This is a genomic window from Streptomyces sp. NPDC002573, from assembly GCF_042889625.1.
Lineage (GTDB): Bacteria > Actinomycetota > Actinomycetes > Streptomycetales > Streptomycetaceae > Streptomyces > Streptomyces gibsoniae.
The window spans coordinates 130,511-146,793 of record NZ_JBIARC010000019.1 but is presented as its reverse complement, the minus strand read 5'-3'; the positions used below and the strand labels follow the sequence as shown (position 1 = coordinate 146,793).

Annotated in this window: 14 protein-coding genes and 1 pseudogene; 12 read left to right on the top strand and 3 right to left on the bottom strand. The window is 71.4% G+C overall.

Annotated elements, in window-relative coordinates:
* The 7 genes and pseudogenes from ACFYX0_RS19995 to ACFYX0_RS19965 form a co-directional block, all read left to right on the top strand.
* Positions 1-130: pseudogene (locus tag ACFYX0_RS19995) on the top strand (twin-arginine translocase subunit TatC); the annotation flags it as partial.
* Between the two features lie 197 nt (positions 131-327).
* Positions 328-3,180 carry a DEAD/DEAH box helicase gene (locus ACFYX0_RS19990; RefSeq protein ID WP_388971822.1) on the top strand — a complete coding sequence of 951 codons (2,853 nt, stop codon included), beginning with the start codon at positions 328-330 and terminating at the stop codon, positions 3,178-3,180.
* Between the two features lie 418 nt (positions 3,181-3,598).
* Positions 3,599-5,221 carry an ATP-binding protein gene (locus ACFYX0_RS19985; protein WP_388971820.1) on the top strand — a complete coding sequence of 541 codons (1,623 nt, stop codon included), beginning with the start codon at positions 3,599-3,601 and terminating at the stop codon, positions 5,219-5,221.
* Entirely contained in the window at positions 5,218-5,625 is a 408-nt protein-coding gene (locus tag ACFYX0_RS19980) for a roadblock/LC7 domain-containing protein (RefSeq protein WP_355909847.1), read from the top strand. Before ACFYX0_RS19985 ends, ACFYX0_RS19980 begins: the two co-directional genes overlap by 4 nt.
* Positions 5,622-6,083, top strand: coding sequence for a DUF742 domain-containing protein (locus tag ACFYX0_RS19975; protein ID WP_355909850.1), 462 nt, complete (start codon positions 5,622-5,624; stop codon positions 6,081-6,083). The genes ACFYX0_RS19980 and ACFYX0_RS19975 overlap by 4 nt, the downstream gene beginning before the upstream one ends.
* Complete coding sequence (locus ACFYX0_RS19970; protein ID WP_355909853.1) at positions 6,064-6,684, top strand: ATP/GTP-binding protein; 621 nt, start codon at positions 6,064-6,066, stop codon at positions 6,682-6,684. The genes ACFYX0_RS19975 and ACFYX0_RS19970 overlap by 20 nt, the downstream gene beginning before the upstream one ends.
* A gap of 156 nt (positions 6,685-6,840) precedes the next feature.
* Positions 6,841-8,361, top strand: a complete 1,521-nt coding sequence (locus ACFYX0_RS19965; RefSeq protein WP_388971818.1) for a cytochrome P450 — start codon at positions 6,841-6,843, stop codon at positions 8,359-8,361.
* A gap of 29 nt (positions 8,362-8,390) precedes the next feature.
* Here the strand turns inward: ACFYX0_RS19965 and ACFYX0_RS19960 are convergent, their stop codons facing one another.
* Positions 8,391-9,332, bottom strand: a complete 942-nt coding sequence (locus tag ACFYX0_RS19960; protein ID WP_355909859.1) for an RluA family pseudouridine synthase — start codon at positions 9,330-9,332, stop codon at positions 8,391-8,393.
* A gap of 135 nt (positions 9,333-9,467) precedes the next feature.
* Between ACFYX0_RS19960 and ACFYX0_RS19955 the strand changes: the two genes are divergently transcribed.
* From ACFYX0_RS19955 to ACFYX0_RS19940, 4 genes are all read left to right on the top strand, one after another.
* Positions 9,468-10,070 (top strand): GNAT family N-acetyltransferase, encoded by a 603-nt coding sequence (locus tag ACFYX0_RS19955; RefSeq protein ID WP_388971816.1) that lies wholly within the window; start codon positions 9,468-9,470, stop codon positions 10,068-10,070.
* A gap of 353 nt (positions 10,071-10,423) precedes the next feature.
* Entirely contained in the window at positions 10,424-11,074 is a 651-nt protein-coding gene (locus ACFYX0_RS19950; RefSeq protein ID WP_388971814.1) for a PadR family transcriptional regulator, read from the top strand.
* Between the two features lie 211 nt (positions 11,075-11,285).
* Positions 11,286-12,299 (top strand): ATP-binding cassette domain-containing protein, encoded by a 1,014-nt coding sequence (locus ACFYX0_RS19945; RefSeq protein WP_388971812.1) that lies wholly within the window; start codon positions 11,286-11,288, stop codon positions 12,297-12,299.
* Positions 12,296-13,072: an ABC transporter permease gene (locus ACFYX0_RS19940; RefSeq protein WP_388971810.1), complete on the top strand. Its 777-nt coding sequence runs from the start codon at positions 12,296-12,298 to the stop codon at positions 13,070-13,072. The genes ACFYX0_RS19945 and ACFYX0_RS19940 overlap by 4 nt, the downstream gene beginning before the upstream one ends.
* Positions 13,073-13,159: 87 nt before the next feature.
* Here the strand turns inward: ACFYX0_RS19940 and ACFYX0_RS19935 are convergent, their stop codons facing one another.
* A complete protein-coding gene (locus ACFYX0_RS19935; protein WP_355909871.1) occupies positions 13,160-14,002 on the bottom strand; it encodes a siderophore-interacting protein in 843 nt (280 codons plus the stop codon).
* Positions 14,003-14,160: 158 nt separating this feature from the next.
* On the bottom strand, positions 14,161-15,090 hold the full coding sequence (locus ACFYX0_RS19930; RefSeq protein ID WP_388971831.1) for a 5'-3' exonuclease H3TH domain-containing protein: 930 nt from the start codon (positions 15,088-15,090) through the stop codon (positions 14,161-14,163).
* A 598-nt stretch (positions 15,091-15,688) separates the two neighbouring features.
* Here ACFYX0_RS19930 and ACFYX0_RS19925 point away from each other — a divergent pair.
* Complete coding sequence (locus ACFYX0_RS19925) at positions 15,689-16,267, top strand: XRE family transcriptional regulator (RefSeq protein WP_355909874.1); 579 nt, start codon at positions 15,689-15,691, stop codon at positions 16,265-16,267.
* The last annotated feature ends 16 nt before the right edge of the window (positions 16,268-16,283 follow it).

Below are 16,283 nucleotides of genomic sequence, written 5' to 3'. Positions count from 1 at the left end.
CGAGGCCTCCGAGCTGGACCTCACCCCCGAGGAGATCGGCGCGGTCGAACCGGTGCCCGCGGCCCGTGCCCTCCCGGAGTCGGACGGCCCGGACCATGACCGGGTGAACGGCTACGACGACGTGACGTGATCCGGCGAACACAGCTCGTGACACCGTGACAACGGCTGTGGGCCCCACCGAGGGAATCGGTGGGGCCCACAGCCGTCGGTACGACTGCCCGCCCGTGCGGGCCGCCGCCTCGGCCGAGCCGTGTCGGCGCGTGCCACCCGCTCACCATGCGGCGGCCCAGAGTGACCGTCCCCTCACCCATCGTTCCGATCCGGATAATGATCGTCGTGTTGTCAGCGGTGCCCGGTACGCTCGAAAGCACGATGACAGAGGACCTCTCACCGGCCGAGCGGTATGCGGCAGCACGCAGGCGCGCTGCCGAGCAGGCCACCGCGCTCGCCTCCTTCCGCGAGATGTACGACTTCGGTCTCGACCCCTTCCAGATAGAGGCCTGCCAGGCGCTCGAAGCGGGCAAGGGCGTACTGGTGGCGGCCCCCACCGGCTCCGGCAAGACGATCGTCGGCGAGTTCGCCGTCCACCTGGCCCTGCGCCAGGGCAAGAAGTGCTTCTACACGACACCCATCAAGGCCCTGTCGAACCAGAAGTACTCCGACCTGTGCCGCCGTTACGGCACGGAGAAGGTCGGCCTCCTGACCGGCGACAACAGCGTCAACTCCGACGCCCCGGTGGTCGTGATGACGACCGAGGTCCTGCGGAACATGCTGTACGCGGGCTCCCAGACCCTCCTCGGACTCGGCTACGTGGTCATGGACGAGGTGCACTACCTCTCCGACCGCTTCCGCGGCGCCGTCTGGGAGGAAGTGATCATCCACCTGCCCGAGTCGGTGACCCTGGTCTCGCTGTCGGCGACCGTCTCCAACGCCGAGGAGTTCGGCGACTGGCTCGACACGGTCCGCGGCGACACCGAGGTGATCGTCTCCGAGCACCGGCCCGTGCCGCTGTTCCAGCATGTGCTGGCCGGCCGCCGGATGTACGACCTGTTCGAGGAGGGCGAGGGCCACAAGAAGGCCGTCAACCCCGACCTCACGCGGCTGGCCAGGATGGAGGCCACCCGCCCGTCCTACCAGGACCGCAGACGCGGCCGGTCCATGCGCGAGGCCGACCGCGAGCGGGAGCGCAGACAGCGCTCCCGGGTGTGGACGCCGAGCCGGCCGGAGGTGATCGAGCGGCTCAATGCCGAGGGCCTGCTGCCCGCGATCACCTTCATCTTCAGCCGGGCCGCCTGCCAGGCCGCCGTCGAGCAGTGCCTGTACGCGGGCCTCCGGCTCAACGACGAGGAGGCCCGGGAGCAGGTGCGGGCGCTCGTCGAGGAGCGCACCGCCTCCATCCCCTCCGAGGACCTCCATGTGCTCGGGTACTACGAGTGGCTGGAGGGCCTGGAGCGCGGTATCGCAGCCCACCACGCGGGCATGCTGCCGACGTTCAAGGAAGTCGTCGAGGAACTGTTCGTCCGCGGCCTGGTGAAGGCCGTGTTCGCCACCGAGACCCTCGCGCTCGGCATCAACATGCCCGCCCGCTCGGTGGTGCTGGAGAAGCTCGTCAAGTGGAACGGCGAGCAGCACGCCGACATCACCCCGGGCGAGTACACCCAGCTCACCGGCCGTGCCGGCCGGCGCGGCATCGACATCGAGGGCCACGCCGTCGTGCTGTGGCAGCGCGGGATGAGCCCCGAGCACCTCGCGGGCCTGGCGGGCACCCGGACCTATCCGCTGCGCTCCAGCTTCAAGCCGTCGTACAACATGGCCGTGAACCTGGTGGAGCAGTTCGGCCGGCACCGCTCCCGTGAGCTGTTGGAGACGTCCTTCGCGCAGTTCCAGGCCGACAAGTCGGTCGTCGGCATCTCCCGCCAGGTGCAGCGCAACGAGGAGGGACTGGCCGGTTATCAGGAGGCCATGACCTGCCACCTCGGCGACTTCGACGAGTACGCGCGGCTGCGCCGCGAACTCAAGGACCGCGAGACGGAGCTGGCCCGCCACGGCGCGGCCCAGCGGCGCGCCGAGGCCGCCGTCGCCCTGGAGAAGCTCAAGCCCGGTGACGTGATCCATGTGCCGGCCGGGAAGTACGCGGGCCTGGCGCTGGTGCTGGACCCCGGACTGCCCGCCGGCCGCGCGGGCGGTCACCGCGGTCTGGAGTACCACGACGGCCCCCGTCCCCTGGTCCTCACCGTCGAACGGCAGGTCAAGCGGCTGGCGTCGATGGACTTCCCGGTACCCGTGGAGGCGCTGGAGCGGATGCGCATCCCGAAGTCGTTCAACCCCCGCTCGCCGCAGTCCCGTCGCGACCTGGCCTCCGCCCTGCGCACCAAGGCCGGGCACATCCCGCCGGAGCGGCAGCGCAAGAAGCGCTCCGCGGCCGCCGACGACCGCGAGATCGCCCGGCTGCGCACCGCCCTGCGCGCGCACCCGTGCCATGGGTGCAACGACCGTGAGGACCACGCGCGTTGGGCCGAGCGCTACCACCGTCTGATGCGCGACACCTCCCAGCTGGAGCGCCGTATCGAGGGCCGGACGAACACCATCGCCCGCACCTTCGACCGCATCGTCGCCCTGCTCACGGAGCTGGACTACCTGCGCGGCGACGAGGTGACCGAACACGGCAAGCGCCTCGCGCGGCTGTACGGCGAACTGGACCTGCTGGCCAGCGAGTGCCTGCGCGAGGGCGTCTGGGAGGAGCTCGGCCCGGCCGAACTGGCCGCGTGCGTCTCGGCGTTGGTGTACGAGGCCCGGGTGGCGGACGACGCCATGGCGCCGAAGCTGCCGTCGGGCAAGGCCAAGGCCGCGCTCGGTGAGATGGTGCGCATCTGGGGCCGGCTGGACGGTCTGGAGGAGGAGTTCCGCATCAACCAGACCGAGGGTGTGGGCCAGCGCGAGCCCGATCTGGGCTTCGCCTGGGCCGCCTATATGTGGGCGAGCGGCAAGGGACTGGACGAGGTCCTGCGCGAGGCCGAGATGCCGGCCGGTGATTTCGTGCGCTGGTGCAAGCAGGTCATCGACGTCCTCGGCCAGATCGCGGCGGCGGCGCCCGTCGAGGGCTCCACGGTGGTGCGGAACGCGCGCAAGGCGGTCGACGCCCTGCTGCGCGGTGTCGTCGCCTACTCGTCGGTGGGCTGACCCACCGCACCCGGCCGCCGGTGGATTCCGGGCCGTCTCCGCGAGACGGTCCGGATGGCCGCGGGCCCTCCCTCGCGTCAAGTACGACGAAGGGATTTCACTCACCTGGGCTAACCGTTTCCGACGCCCGTTCGCCGTCACACATCGTGTGCGAACGGACCCCCAGCGTGCAAAAGGAGTTGAGCGTACTCCTGCCCTCAGGGGCATTTCAGGTGCTTCCTGAATATGACATCGCGATGATCCGGTCGGACTAAGCTCGCCCGCAGCGCACCGAGTTGAGGCGTATTCGTGCGTTTGTTCCCCAACATGCCGAAGATCCGTCGATGCCGGATTCCGTTCCGGTGTGGACCCCTTCTGCCCGGCGAGCACGTGTGCCGAGCAGCCTCCCGATCCAGCCGATTCGTCTCAGAGGGCATACATGGTGAGTGTTCCATCGCCTCCCGGTGGCCGCCAACTTCCCTACACACCCGTGCTGTTGGTGCCCGCCATACTGATGGCCGCGGCCACCGGTACCGCCGTCGCACTGGTGACGGCTCCGGCCAGGTCCGCTGTCGGCTGGTTCGGTGCCGCGGCCACGGTTCTGGTGAGCGCCGTCGCGCTCCTGGCGGCACGCCGGGACCGCGCCCTGCGTTCGCTGCGCGCCGACTTCGGCCGGCGGACCGCGTATCTCGAACAGCGCATCGCCTCCCAGGACGACGACCTCGAGTTCTTCCGTACCGAGATCGTGCCCAGGGCGCTCGACACGGTCCGGGGCGGCATCTCGCCCGCTGAGGTGATCCGCACGGTCGTCGACGAGAACCCCCACTTCCGCGGACTGCCGGAGCCGCAGCGGCAGTTGCTGCGTACCGTGCTCCAGATCGTCGACCGCGAGATCGCCCGGCGCGACTCCGCACTGCGCGCCTTCGTCAACATCGCCCGCCGTGTCCAGGCCCTCGTCCACCAGCAGGCCAAGGAACTCAGGGAGATGGAGGAGGACCACGGCCGCAATCCCGAGGTCTTCGACGACCTGCTGCGCATCGACCACGGCACCGCGCTGATCGGCCGCCTCGCCGACTCCATCGCCGTCATCGGCGGCGGCCGGCCCGGCCGTCAGTGGCCCCAGCCCGTACCGCTCTACAGCGTGCTGCGCGGCGCGATGTCCCGCATCCTGGAGTACACCCGCATCGAGCTGCACTCCATCGCCAAGGTCAACATCAAGGGCACCTCGGTCGAGCCGATCATCCACGCCGCAGCCGAACTCCTCGACAACGCCACCCGCTACTCCCCGCCCCAGACCAAGGTGCATGTCACCGCCACCGAGGTGCAGACGGGGATCGCCGTCGAGATCGAGGACGGAGGGATCAGCCTCAGCGAGGAGAACCGCGCCAAGGTCGAGCGGATGCTCGCCGAGGCCCAGGCCGGCGTGGACGTCCAGGAGATCGGCGAGGCGCCGCGCCTCGGCATCGCCGTCGTAGGGCGCCTGTCGACGATGTTCAACATGCATGTCTCGCTGCGGCAGTCGGCCTACGGAGGCGTCCGCGCCATCCTCGTCATCCCGAACGACATGCTCACCACCGACCCCGCCCCCGGGTTCGCCCACGGCATCGGCGCCACCTCCGTGCCGACCCTGGACAACGACGGGGTCAAGGGGCCCGAGCGCACGAACAAGAAGCGCCGTCCGACCACCGGGCCGCGCATCCCCGAGCAGTTCACCATGGAGGACGACGTCCCCGTGGTGACCGAGTGGACCGCGAACGGTCTGCCGCAGCGCCGCAGCCGGGTGAAGACCCCGCTCAGTCAGCGCATGGCCGAGGCGGCCGCGGCGGAGGCCGCAGCCCAGGCCGTCGAGGCCGCGACGCATGCCCCCTGGAGCCCCGAGCCCGAACCGGAGAAGGAGGAGCCCGCGCCCGGACTGTGGGTGGAGGCGTTCATGAACGGGCTCAAGAAGGCCCCGGACCCGAACGCGTTCTCCGCCGGGCCCCCGGCCGACGATCCGCACGCATTCATCAGCCACGACGAGCCGGCACCTGCCCGGGCCGACGACGAGGGGGACCACAAGTGATCCAGCAGCGAGGCAATTTCGACTGGTTGCTGAAGGAACTCGCCGACGGCGTACCGGGAATCCATCAGGTCGTGGTGCTCTCCGCCGACGGTCTGCGCATCGCCCGCTACGGCGGCGACCCGGACGCGGCCGACCGCGTCGCCGCGGCCTGCGCCGGACTGCAGAGCCTGGCCGGAGCGGTCGCGGCCGAGATCCCGGACAGCGACGGCCGTATGCGCATGGTCATCATCGAGATCGACGGCGGCTACTTCTACATGATGGCGGCCGGACCCAACGCCTATCTCGCGGTCCTCGCCGACACGGTCGCGGAGGCCGGCCTGATGAGCAACCGCATGCGCGATCTCGTCCTCCGTATCGGCTCCCATCTGACCAGTCCGCCACGGCGCAACGGGCAGACCGTATGACTCCTCCGCGACGCCGCCGGCGTCAGCCCAGGCAACAGCCCCCGCCGGAGCCCGTCGCGGCAGGCGGCCCGAAGGGGGGCGAACAGTACGAGGGCGAGCCCAGGGAGGGGGAGCGCAAGGAGGGTGAGCAGAAGCACCCCGAGCGCCTGTACATCCTCACCGGAGCGGCCGCCGGGGGCGAGCGGGCCCCGATCGACCTCGTCTCTCTCATCGTGACCAGCGCCGACCCGCCGCCCACCGCCACGCCCGAGCAGTCGGCGCTGCTGCGGCTGTGCCGCGCCCCGCTGTCCGTGGCCGAGATCTCGGCCTATCTCAGCCTGCCGTTCAGTGTGGTGACGGTCCTGCTGACCGATCTGCTGGCGGCCGAACTGGTCCAGGCCCGCGCCCCGATCGTCCGCCAGGCGGTGCCCGACCGATCCCTCCTCGAAGCGGTGATGCATGGACTTCAAAAGCTCTGACACCGTCCCCGGCCCACGGGCCGAGGACCACCTGCCGCACACCACACAGGCCGCGGTGAAGATCGTGATCGTGGGCGGCTTCGGGGTCGGCAAGACCACCATGGTCGGTTCCGTCAGCGAGATCAGGCCGCTGACGACCGAGGAGACCATGACGCAGGCGGGCATCGGGGTCGACGACAACTACGGCTCCGACACCAAGACGGCCACCACCGTGGCCATGGACTTCGGCCGGATCGGCATCACCGAGCAGCTGGTGCTGTACCTGTTCGGCACCCCGGGCCAGGAGCGGTTCTGGTTTCTGTGGAACGGCCTGTTCGAGGGCGCGCTCGGCGCGGTCGTCCTGCTCGACACCCGCCGGCTCGAGGTCAGCTTCGACGTCATCGGCCGTCTGGAGGAGCGGGGCGTGCCGTTCGTGGTCGCCGTCAACTCCTTTCCGGACGCGCCCCGTTACCCCGTCGAGGAACTGCGCGGGGCGCTCGACCTGCCCATGGAGATCCCGATCATGGAGTGCGACGCGCGGCGCCGGGCCTCCAGCCGTGAGGTCCTGATGACGCTGATGCGCTTCCTGCACTCCCTGGCGCCGACCCACGCGCCCGCCTGACCGGGGCGCGTGCGAGCCGTACCCGTCCCTGACTCGTGCCCAGCCCCGGACGTCCGGCTCCCACCCTCGACGTCCGTTCCCCGTCCCGTTCCACATGTTCGACGTGCGTTCCCCCTACCCACGCCTTGTGACCCCCGACGTTCCGGAGCGACCATCGTGACGCCTGAATCCCACTCCCTCACCGACCGGGACCCCGCCGCCGACGACGCCCCCGTGCCGCCGCCCGGCTGTCCGGCCCACCCCCTCGGACCCGGCGGAGTGCGCCGGCTGTACGGGCCCGAGGCGGAGGACCTGGGAGCCCTGTACGAGAAACTCCGTGCCGAGCACGGCGCCGTGGCGCCGGTGCTGATCCATGACGACGTGCCGATGTGGGTGGTGCTCGGCCACAGCGAGAACCTGCACATGGTGCGCTCGCCCTCGCAGTTCACCCGGGACAGCCGTACCTGGGAGCTGCTGAGGTCCGGCCGGGTCAAGCCCGACCACCCGCTCACCCCGCACTTCGCCTGGCAGCCGATCTGCTCCTACGCCGAGGGCGACGAGCATCTGCGGCTGCGCGGCGCGGTCACCGGCGCGATGTCGACCATCGACTACCGCGGCCTGCGCCGGTACATCAACCGGGCGACGCAGAGCCTTGTGAACCGCTTCTGCGACGAGGGCCGGGCCGATCTGGTCGGCCAGTTCGCCGACCATCTGCCGATGGCGGTGATGTGCGAGGTCCTCGGCATGGCCGACGAGTACAACGACCGGATCGTGCACGCCGCGCGCGACATGCTCAAGGGCACGGAGACCGCGATCGCGAGCAACCAGTACATCGTGGACGCCCTGACCCGGCTCACCACCCGCCGCCGTACCCAGCCCGAGGAGGACTTCACCACTCACCTCGTCAACCACCCGGCGCGGCTGACCGACGACGAGATCCGCGAGCACCTGCGGCTGATCCTGATCGCCGCCTACGAGGCGACGGCCAACCTCATCGCCAACGTGCTGCGCGTGATCCTCACCGACCCGCGCTTCAGGGCCCAGCTCAACGGCGGGCAGATGACGGTCCCGGAGGCGGTCGAGCAGTCCCTGTGGGACGAGCCGCCGTTCAGCGGCATCCTGGGCTACTTCGCCAAGCAGGACACCGAGTTGGGCGGCCAGCGCATCCGCAAGGGCGACGGCCTGCTGTTCGGTATCGCGCCGGGCAACCTCGACCCGCGCGTACGGCCCGACCTGTCCGCCAGTATGCAGGGCAACCGCTCGCACCTCGCCTTCGGCGGCGGCCCGCACGAGTGCCCCGGCCAGGACATCGGCCGCGCCATCGCCGACACCGGCATCGACGCGCTGCTGATGCGGCTGCCGGACATCCGGCTGGACTGCGCGGAGGAGGAGCTGCGCTGGACGGCGTCCATCGCGTCCCGGCACCTGGCGGAGCTGCCGGTGCGGTTCGAGCCGAGGCCGCCGCAGGACGTGACGCAACGGCCGGCCCTGCGCCCGCTGCCCGCCCAGCGCCCCGGCTGGCTGATCACGACCGACGGGCCGAAGACCACGGAACCGGCGGCGGGCTGGCCGCTCCCGCCGGAGTCGGCCGCGCGCTCGACTCCGACGGCGCCGGCCGGGCCCCCGCAGCCGGGCACGGAGCCGCGCCGCCGTCCCGGTCTGTGGCAGCGGGTGCTGCGCTGGTGGCGGGGGGACTGAGTCGGTAGGGCCCGGTTCGGCGACAGGCCCTACCGGGCCCAGTCCTCGTACGCCGACCAGGCCTCGAGCACCCGCCCGCTGACGAAACGACGGGCGTGCCCCGTGACCGGATCGGTGAACTCGAGGACCCGCGCCAGCAGTTGGAGCGGGCGCCGGAAGTCATCGGCCGGCCGGGGGCCGGTCACCACCGGGTAGAGCGGATCGCCGAGGATCGGCAGCCCGGACGCGGCCATGTGCACCCGGAGCTGATGGGTCTGCCCGGTGGCGGGGAGCAGCCGGTAGCGTCCGCGGCCCGCGCGGTGGTCCAGCAGCTCGATCCGGCTGACGGCGTTGGGCTCGCCGGGCACCTCGCGGGCCGCGAGGACCCCGCGCTCCTTCACGATCCGGCTGTGCACCGTGCGCGGCAGGGGCACCGAGGGGTCGTACGGGGCGATGGCCTCGTACTCCTTGGTGACCTGTCGGTCGCGGAACAGCGACTGGTAGGCACCGCGCTCCTCGGGGCGCACGATGAACAGCACCAGACCCGCGGTGAGCAGGTCCAGCCGGTGCGCGGCGCTCAGCGTCGGAATGCCGAGGTCGCGCCGGAGCCGGGCGAGGACGGTCTCGGTGACATGGCTGCCGCGCGGGGTGGTGGCGAGGAAGTGCGGTTTGTCGGCGACGACGATGTGCTCGTCGCGGTGGACCACCTCGACCGGGTACGGCACACGCACCTCGTCCGGCAGATCACGGTGGAACCACACATACATGCCGGGCACATAGGCCGCGTCGCGTGCGACGGCCCGGCCGTCCGCCCCGACGATCAGCCCCGCGTCCAACATCCCGTCGACGACCCCGTCCCCGGCCGCGAGCCGTGCGACGAGGTGGTCCCGCACGGTGGCCCACTCCTGCCCGAACGGCAGGCGCACCCGCACCGGATCGACCCCGTCGCGCTGGGGGAGGGGAGGGGGCGGGATCCGGGTCTTGCGTCGCATCACGGCCAAGCGTACGAGGTGCCGAGGCGGCCCCGGGCACGAGGCGGAGCGGGGTCGGGGCGGGGCCGGGGGCGCGGTGCCGGGAGGGGCGAAATCCACTGGGCCCTGCCCCGGTCCGCTGACAGGATGACGCGCATGCCCTACCTCGTCGGCGACGTCCTGCCTCCCGGAGCCCTTGCCCACATCCCCCAGCCGACCATCCCCGGTGACGGCCTGGTGCTGCGGCCCTGGTCGGCCGCGGACGCGCCGTCGGCCTACCAGGCGTTCCAGGACCCGGCCATGCGCCGGTGGCATCTGTACGCCGCGGACTCCGAGGACGAGGTCCGCGGCTGGATCGACGAGTGGGTGCGGTCCTGGAAGGGGGAGCGCCACGCCCAGTGGGCGGTTGCGGACGCCGGCACCGATCGACTGCTCGGCCGTATGGCGCTGCGCAACATGGAGCTCGCGGACGGGGTGGCCGAGGTGGCGTACTGGACGGTCCCGGCCGCCCGCGGCCGGGGTGTGGCCTCGCGCGCGGTGACCGCGCTCACCCGCTGGGCCTTCGACGCCATCGGCTTCCACCGCCTCGAACTGACGCACGCCCTCGGCAACGCGGCGTCCTGCCGGGTGGCGACGAGGACGGGCTTCGCCCTGGAGGGCACCAAACGCAGTGCCCTGCTCCACCCGGACGGCTGGCACGACATGCATCTGCACGCCCGGGTCAGGGACGACGCGACCCAGGAGGGCCAGGAGGCCTAGAGGCCCTGTCGTCAAACTCCCGCCTGCCCCGCGACGCCATGCACGCTCCCCCACTCTCGGCTTCGCTCGAGCGGGAGGGGGCCCCACGTCGCCGCGGAGCCCGCCCTCCGGGCGGACGACGTGAGTTTGACGACGGGACCTAGGATGCCGCGTTCGTAAGGGCCGCCGCCCGGCAGGGAAGCCGGGCGGCGGCCCGCTTTCGGCATGCCCGGTGCGCGGTGCCGTGTCCGCAGGCGGGCCCGAGTGCCCCCTTGCGCGGCCTCTCTCATTCGCGATATGTCGTGTGTATTGCGCCGAGTGGGTGAGTCGCGATATGTTCGTCCACGGATATTCGAAAGCGAGGTGGCAATCCCATGGCGACAAAGCGCCGGAGGCTCGGCAATCCGCTCGCACTCGCCGTCATGGTGCTGCTCACCGAGCGGCCGATGCACCCGTACGAGATCGCCCAGACGCTGCGCCGCCGCGGCAAGGACAGCAGTTTGAAGATCAACTACGGCTCGCTGTACACGGTCGTCCAGAACCTGGAGAAGCACGGTTTCGTCGAGGTCGCCGAGGTGCAGCGCCAGGGCAACCGCCCCGAGCGCACGCTCTACGGCATCACGGACGCCGGCCGGGTGGAGGCCACCGAGTGGCTGTCGGACCTGCTGGCCGTCCCGGTGGCGGAGTTCCCCATCTTCGAGGCGGCGCTGTCGCTGATGGGCGTGCTCCACCCCGACGAGGTGGCCCGTCTGCTCGCGGAGCGGCTGGGCGGCCTGGACGTGCGGGCGGCGGCCCTGCGGGGCGTGCTGGACAAGCTCCAGGAGACGCTGCCCCGGCTCTTTCTGATCGAGAGCGAGTACGAGCTCCACATGGTCGAGGCGGAGGCCGCGTGGGTACGCGGCTTCCTCGCGGAGCTCCAGGCCGGCACGTTTCCCGGCGTACGGGAGTGGCGGACCTTTCACGACACGGGAGAGATCCCGGAGGCGTACCGGAAGGCGGAGGGCGGCGACGTGAACGGACCGTAGCCGCCGTGGCGGCAAAGACCCCGGCCGGGCTGTTGCAGCAGCCCCGCCGGGGTCTCGAACCCCGAGCTGAATCCGCCGTGAGGCACATCCAGGCGATCGAGGTGCGGCACACCCAGGATAGCCCGGCGCTCCTCACGCGGATCAGTCGTCCTTCCGCGCCCAGCGGATCCCGATCACCCCGCTCATGCAGCTCATGAGGAGAGCAGCCGTCATGAACACCCGTGCGCCCGCAGTGCAGGCGCGTCAGCTCGTCAAGACCTATCCCGGTGACGTCACCGCGTTGAACGGCCTGGACGTCACCGTCGATCCCGGCACCGTCTTCGGGCTTCTCGGCCCGAACGGCGCCGGCAAGTCGACCACCGTCAAGATCCTCACCACCCTGGCCCGCCCCGAATCGGGCTCGGCCACCGTCGCCGGGCACGATGTGCTGCGCCACCCGGACCGGGTCCGCAGGGCGATCGGGGTGGTGGCGCAGAACTCGGGGGCCGACCCCGTCGCCACCGGCCGTGAGAACCTCGAACTCCAGGGCCGTCTCTACGGGGTGAGGGGCCGTCGGCTCACCGCACGCGTGGACGAGCTCCTGGACCGCTTCACCCTCACCGAGGCCGCCCGGCGCCAGGTCAAGGGGTACTCCGGCGGTATGCGACGCCGCCTCGACGTCGCTCTCGGGCTCGTCCACCGCCCGCACGTGCTCTTCCTCGACGAACCCACCACCGGTCTCGACCCGGAGGCGCGCACCGCGATGTGGGACGAGATCGCCCGTCTCGCCGGTGACGAGGGCCTGACCATCCTGCTCACCACGCACTATCTGGAGGAGGCCGACCGGCTCGCCGACCGCATCGCGATCGTCGACCGCGGCCGGGTCGTCGTCGAGGGCACTCCCGACGCCCTCAAGGGCGAACTGCGCGGCGACGCCGTCCATGTGGAGCTGCGCGAGACGCTCGACGACGGTGCCCGGGCAGCGCTGGGGGGCGCCCTCGGGGCGGTCCCGGGCGTGCACGAGGTCCTGTTCGACGGGCGCCGTGTCAGCGTCCGGGCCGATGACGGAGCGGCCGCCGTGCCCGCGCTGCTCGGCGTGCTGGAGCGGGCGGGGTCGGGTGTGGCCTCCGTGACCGTCGCCCGCCCCTCGCTCGACGACGTCTATCTCCGCTATGCGGGCCGCCGTTACTCCGAGGCGGAGGCCCCCGGCGCCGACGCCCTCGTCCTCGCGGGAGGTGCCCGATGAGTGCCGTGCTCTCCGACACCTGGTACATGACCAGGCGCCAGCTGATGGTCTTCGCGCGGCAGCCCGCGTACGCGGTCATCACCCTGATCCAGCCGGTGATCTGGCTGTTCCTCTTCGGCAGCCTGTTCAAGAAGGTCGTCGAACTCGGCGGCTTCGGCACCACCTCGTATCTGGACTACCTCGTCCCGGGCGTGGTGGTGATGAGCGCTCTCAGCTCCAACATGTGGGCGGGCATGGGCACTCTGGAGGAGATCCAGCGGGGCACGCTCAACCGCTTTCTGACCACGCCGGTCAGCCGGGCCGCGCTGATGAACGGGAACGTCGTCAACAACGGCCTGATCACGGCCCTTCAGTCGGTCGTCATCGTGCTGCTCGGCCTGCTGGGCGGCGCGGACTACCCGGGCGGCATCGCCGGTGTCGCCGTGCTCGTCGTCGCCTCGGTGCTGCTCGGCACCGTCTTCGGGGCGCTGTCCAACGCGCTCGGCATGCTGGTGCGGGAGCGGGAGTCGATCATCGGGATCAACACCTTCCTGCTGCTCCCGCTGACCTTCCTGTCCTCCGCCTTCATGGCGCCGTCGCAGATGCCCTCGTGGATCCGGCACATCGCCGACTTCAACCCGCTCGACTGGGCGATGGTCGCGGGCCGTTCGGCGATGTCCGCGCACCCCGACTGGGGCGACGTGCTCGGCCGCGGTGGGGCGCTGCTGGGGCTCGCGATCGCGACGGTGTGGCTGTCGATCGGGACGTTCCGGTCCTACCAGCGGTCGGTCTGATCCCCCGTACGGTCTGATCGCCGTACACGAAGGGGCGGCACCGCGCAGGTGCCGCCCCTGTCCGTCTTCCGCGTTCTCCGGCGGTCCTCACGCGGCGGAGGCGTTCTCCTGCTCCGCCTCGATGCGGGCGTTCCACTCCCGCTTGGACGCCTGCCAGCCGTCCTCGTTGTGGCCGAGACGCCAGTAGCCGGAGATGGAGAGGTCCTCGCGCGGGATCCGGTGCTCGATGCGCAGCAGTCGGCGGAGCTCCTTCACCCAGCCGGCCTCGCCGTGGACGAACGCGTGCAGCCGGCCCTCGGGGAACCGGAGCGCCCGTACGGCCTCGACCAGGGCCGCGCCGACCGGGCGGTCGCCGCGGTGCAGCCAGACGACCCGCACATCGGAGTCGATCTTCTGCTCCTCCTCGGGGCCCGCGACCTCCACGAAGGCGTATGCCTCGGCGCCGTCGGGCAGGGCCTCCAGAGCGGCCGCGATCGCCGGCAGCGCGCTCTCGTCCCCGGCGAGCAGATGCCAGTCGGCGCTCGCGTCCGGGGCGTAGGCGCCGCCGGGACCCATGAACCGCACGGTCTCGCCCGGTTGCGCGCGCAGCGCCCAGGGACCGGCCAGGCCCTCGTCGCCGTGGATGACGAAGTCCAGGGTCAGTTCGCGGTGCTCGGGGTCCCAGTCACGCACCGTGTACGTCCGTGTCACCGGCCACTGCTCGCGCGGGAACTCCTCGCGGATGCGCTGCACGTCGAAGGGCTCGGGATAGGTGACGCCCTCGGCCGGGAAGAGCAGCTTCACATAGTGGTCCGTGCAACTGTCCGCGGCGAACTCGGCGAGCCCCTCGCCGCCCAGCACCACCCGCTGCATATGCGGAGTCAGCCGCTCCGTGCGGACGACCTGCGCCGCGTGGGCCTTGCGTGCTCTCCCTGCCGGGCGCTCTGCCATGACGGCCTCCCCATTCATTGCTTAGGCTTACCTAAGTTAGCACCTCGCCGCGGTCAACACCTCTTTCATGGAAGGGCGGCGAGTGCGTTTCGGGGAAGAGGGAAGAGAGACGGGCGCGCCGTTGAAGAAAGACGGGCGCGCCGCTTCGCGGCTGGCGCTCAGGTGCCGAGCGTGGTGAGCAGTCGCTGCAGTGAGCTGCCCAGGCCCCAGCGGGCCGCCAGCCCGTCCAGGGCCGCGGGGTGGCGCGGCGCGTGCGGCAGGGCCGGGTCGACCTCCGGCAGGGGGACGTCGCCGGCGACCCGTACGACCTGCGGGGCGACCGCCACGTACGGCCGTGCCTCGTCGAGGCGCTTGCGCTGGGCCGGGGTGAGCCCGGACTTCGGGTCGTCCACGGCGGCCATGATCCCCGCCAGGTCCCCGAACTGCGCGAGCAGTTTGGCGGCGGTCTTCTCGCCGATGCCCGGCACCCCCGGCAGCCCGTCGCTCGGGTCGCCGCGCAACAGCGCCAGATCCGCGTAACCGGGGCCGTCGACGCCGTACTTCTCGCGCAGGACCGCCTCGTCGGTGAGCTGGAGCGTGCCGACGCCCTTGAGCGGATACAGCACGCGCACCCCGCGCGCGTCGTCGACCAGCTGGTACAGATCGCGGTCGCCGGTCACGATGTCGACCGGGCCCTCGGCGCGGGCCGTGAACGTGCCGATCACGTCGTCCGCCTCGTACGCCGCCACGCCCACGCGCGCGATGCCCAGCGCGTCCAGCACCTCCTCGATGACCGGCACCTGCGGGGAGAGCGTGTCCGGCACCTCCTCCTCGTCCGGGCCCGCCGTGTGTTCCTCGGCCACCCGGTGCGCCTTGTAGGACGGGATCAGCTCGACCCGCCAGTGCGGGCGCCAGTCCGCGTCCATGCAGGCGATCAGGTCGTCCGGACGGTGGTCCCGGACCAGGCGGTCGATGAAGTCGAGCAGCCCGCGCACGGCGTTCACGGGTGTGCCGTCCGGGGCCTTCACGGACTCCGGGACGCCGAAGTAGGCGCGGAAGTAGAGCGAGGCGGTGTCGAGGAGCATCAGGCGTCGGGTCACCTTCCGCATCATGCCGTACGGCACCGACAGCGCTCCGAAGGCTCCCGAGGGGGCCGTCCGGGGTCCGTCTTCGGTGGTGGATCCGGCTTCCGTACAGGCGTACGGTCCGATCCGTACGGACGTGCGAGCGGGATCCGGACAACCCGATCGGCTCCAGGGGCGCCGCACCGTCTCCCCGCCGTCCCGCGCGTGTCGTCCGCCGCACCGGTACCGCCGGTCCCGCCCGTGCTGCTCGGGCCCCGCGGACGGCTCCGGACCCCCGACCGGCGGGATGGCCCGCGCCGGCCTCCGGAATCCGGCCGACCGCCCTGCACCTCACCTGGGTGGAGCACTCACGGAAACGTCCACAGCGCCTCTGATCAGCGCTATCGTCCGGTTCGGGGGCGGCGTGCGCGGGGCGGCGGAATGGCTTGTCCGGTGGCGCGAACCGGGACCCTCACCACTCTTGTATGTGACACCGATGTGACGGGCGCATGAAACGGTTTGCCGAACATGCGTAGGGTGCAGACAACTCAACAGAAGCAGTGCACCGATGAATCATCGGGCCCGGCGGCACGTCTGCCCCGCAGGGCGGACGGACCGACGAGCGAGGGAGGGAGCCGGAGCGATGGGCGACCACAAAGAACAGCCCCTTCGGGTGGGCGCTGCCGTCCGACGGCGGCGCCGGGCGCTGGAGCTCACCCTCGCCGTCGTGGCCCGGCGCAGCGGCCTGTCCGTCCCCTTCCTGAGCCAGGTGGAGAACGAGCGGGCGCGCCCCAGCCGCCCCTCCCTGGAGCGGATCGCCGACGCGCTCGGCACCACCGCCGTCGAACTGCTCGCGGCGGCCGACCCGGCGTGCAGCGTGGACGTCCTGCGCGCCGTCGACGAGACCGTCGAGCCCGGCCGGGCGCTGGTGCGCCCGCTGGTGCGCGGCCACCATCAGCTGCACGCGATGGAATTCATCGGGGACCACGACGAGGGCCGTGAATTCCAGCACCGCAACGACGAGTTGATGTACGTCGTCGAGGGCGCCGTCGAGGTGGAGGCGGAGGGCCGGGCACACCGCCTCGGGCGCGGCGACACCCTGTATCTGAGCGGGGGAGTGCGCCACCGCTGGCGGGCGACCGTGCCGGACACCCGGGTGATCGTCGTCGCGGTCTCCGACCATGTCGAGGCGGTCGAGGACCCCGCCCGCCGACGCCGCTGACCCCGCCGGGTCCGAG

Coding starts and splice junctions, on each gene's coding strand:
- ACFYX0_RS19990 (WP_388971822.1), top strand. CDS start 328: ATGATCGTCGTGTTGTCAGCGGTGCCCGGTACGCTCGAAAGCACGATG.
- ACFYX0_RS19985 (WP_388971820.1), top strand. CDS start 3,599: ATGGTGAGTGTTCCATCGCCTCCCGGTGGCCGCCAACTTCCCTACACA.
- ACFYX0_RS19975 (WP_355909850.1), top strand. CDS start 5,622: ATGACTCCTCCGCGACGCCGCCGGCGTCAGCCCAGGCAACAGCCCCCG.
- ACFYX0_RS19970 (WP_355909853.1), top strand. CDS start 6,064: ATGGACTTCAAAAGCTCTGACACCGTCCCCGGCCCACGGGCCGAGGAC.
- ACFYX0_RS19960 (WP_355909859.1), bottom strand. CDS start 9,332: ATGCGACGCAAGACCCGGATCCCGCCCCCTCCCCTCCCCCAGCGCGAC.
- ACFYX0_RS19955 (WP_388971816.1), top strand. CDS start 9,468: ATGCCCTACCTCGTCGGCGACGTCCTGCCTCCCGGAGCCCTTGCCCAC.
- ACFYX0_RS19950 (WP_388971814.1), top strand. CDS start 10,424: ATGGCGACAAAGCGCCGGAGGCTCGGCAATCCGCTCGCACTCGCCGTC.
- ACFYX0_RS19945 (WP_388971812.1), top strand. CDS start 11,286: ATGAACACCCGTGCGCCCGCAGTGCAGGCGCGTCAGCTCGTCAAGACC.
- ACFYX0_RS19940 (WP_388971810.1), top strand. CDS start 12,296: ATGAGTGCCGTGCTCTCCGACACCTGGTACATGACCAGGCGCCAGCTG.
- ACFYX0_RS19935 (WP_355909871.1), bottom strand. CDS start 14,002: ATGGCAGAGCGCCCGGCAGGGAGAGCACGCAAGGCCCACGCGGCGCAG.
- ACFYX0_RS19930 (WP_388971831.1), bottom strand. CDS start 15,090: ATGCGGAAGGTGACCCGACGCCTGATGCTCCTCGACACCGCCTCGCTC.
- ACFYX0_RS19925 (WP_355909874.1), top strand. CDS start 15,689: ATGGGCGACCACAAAGAACAGCCCCTTCGGGTGGGCGCTGCCGTCCGA.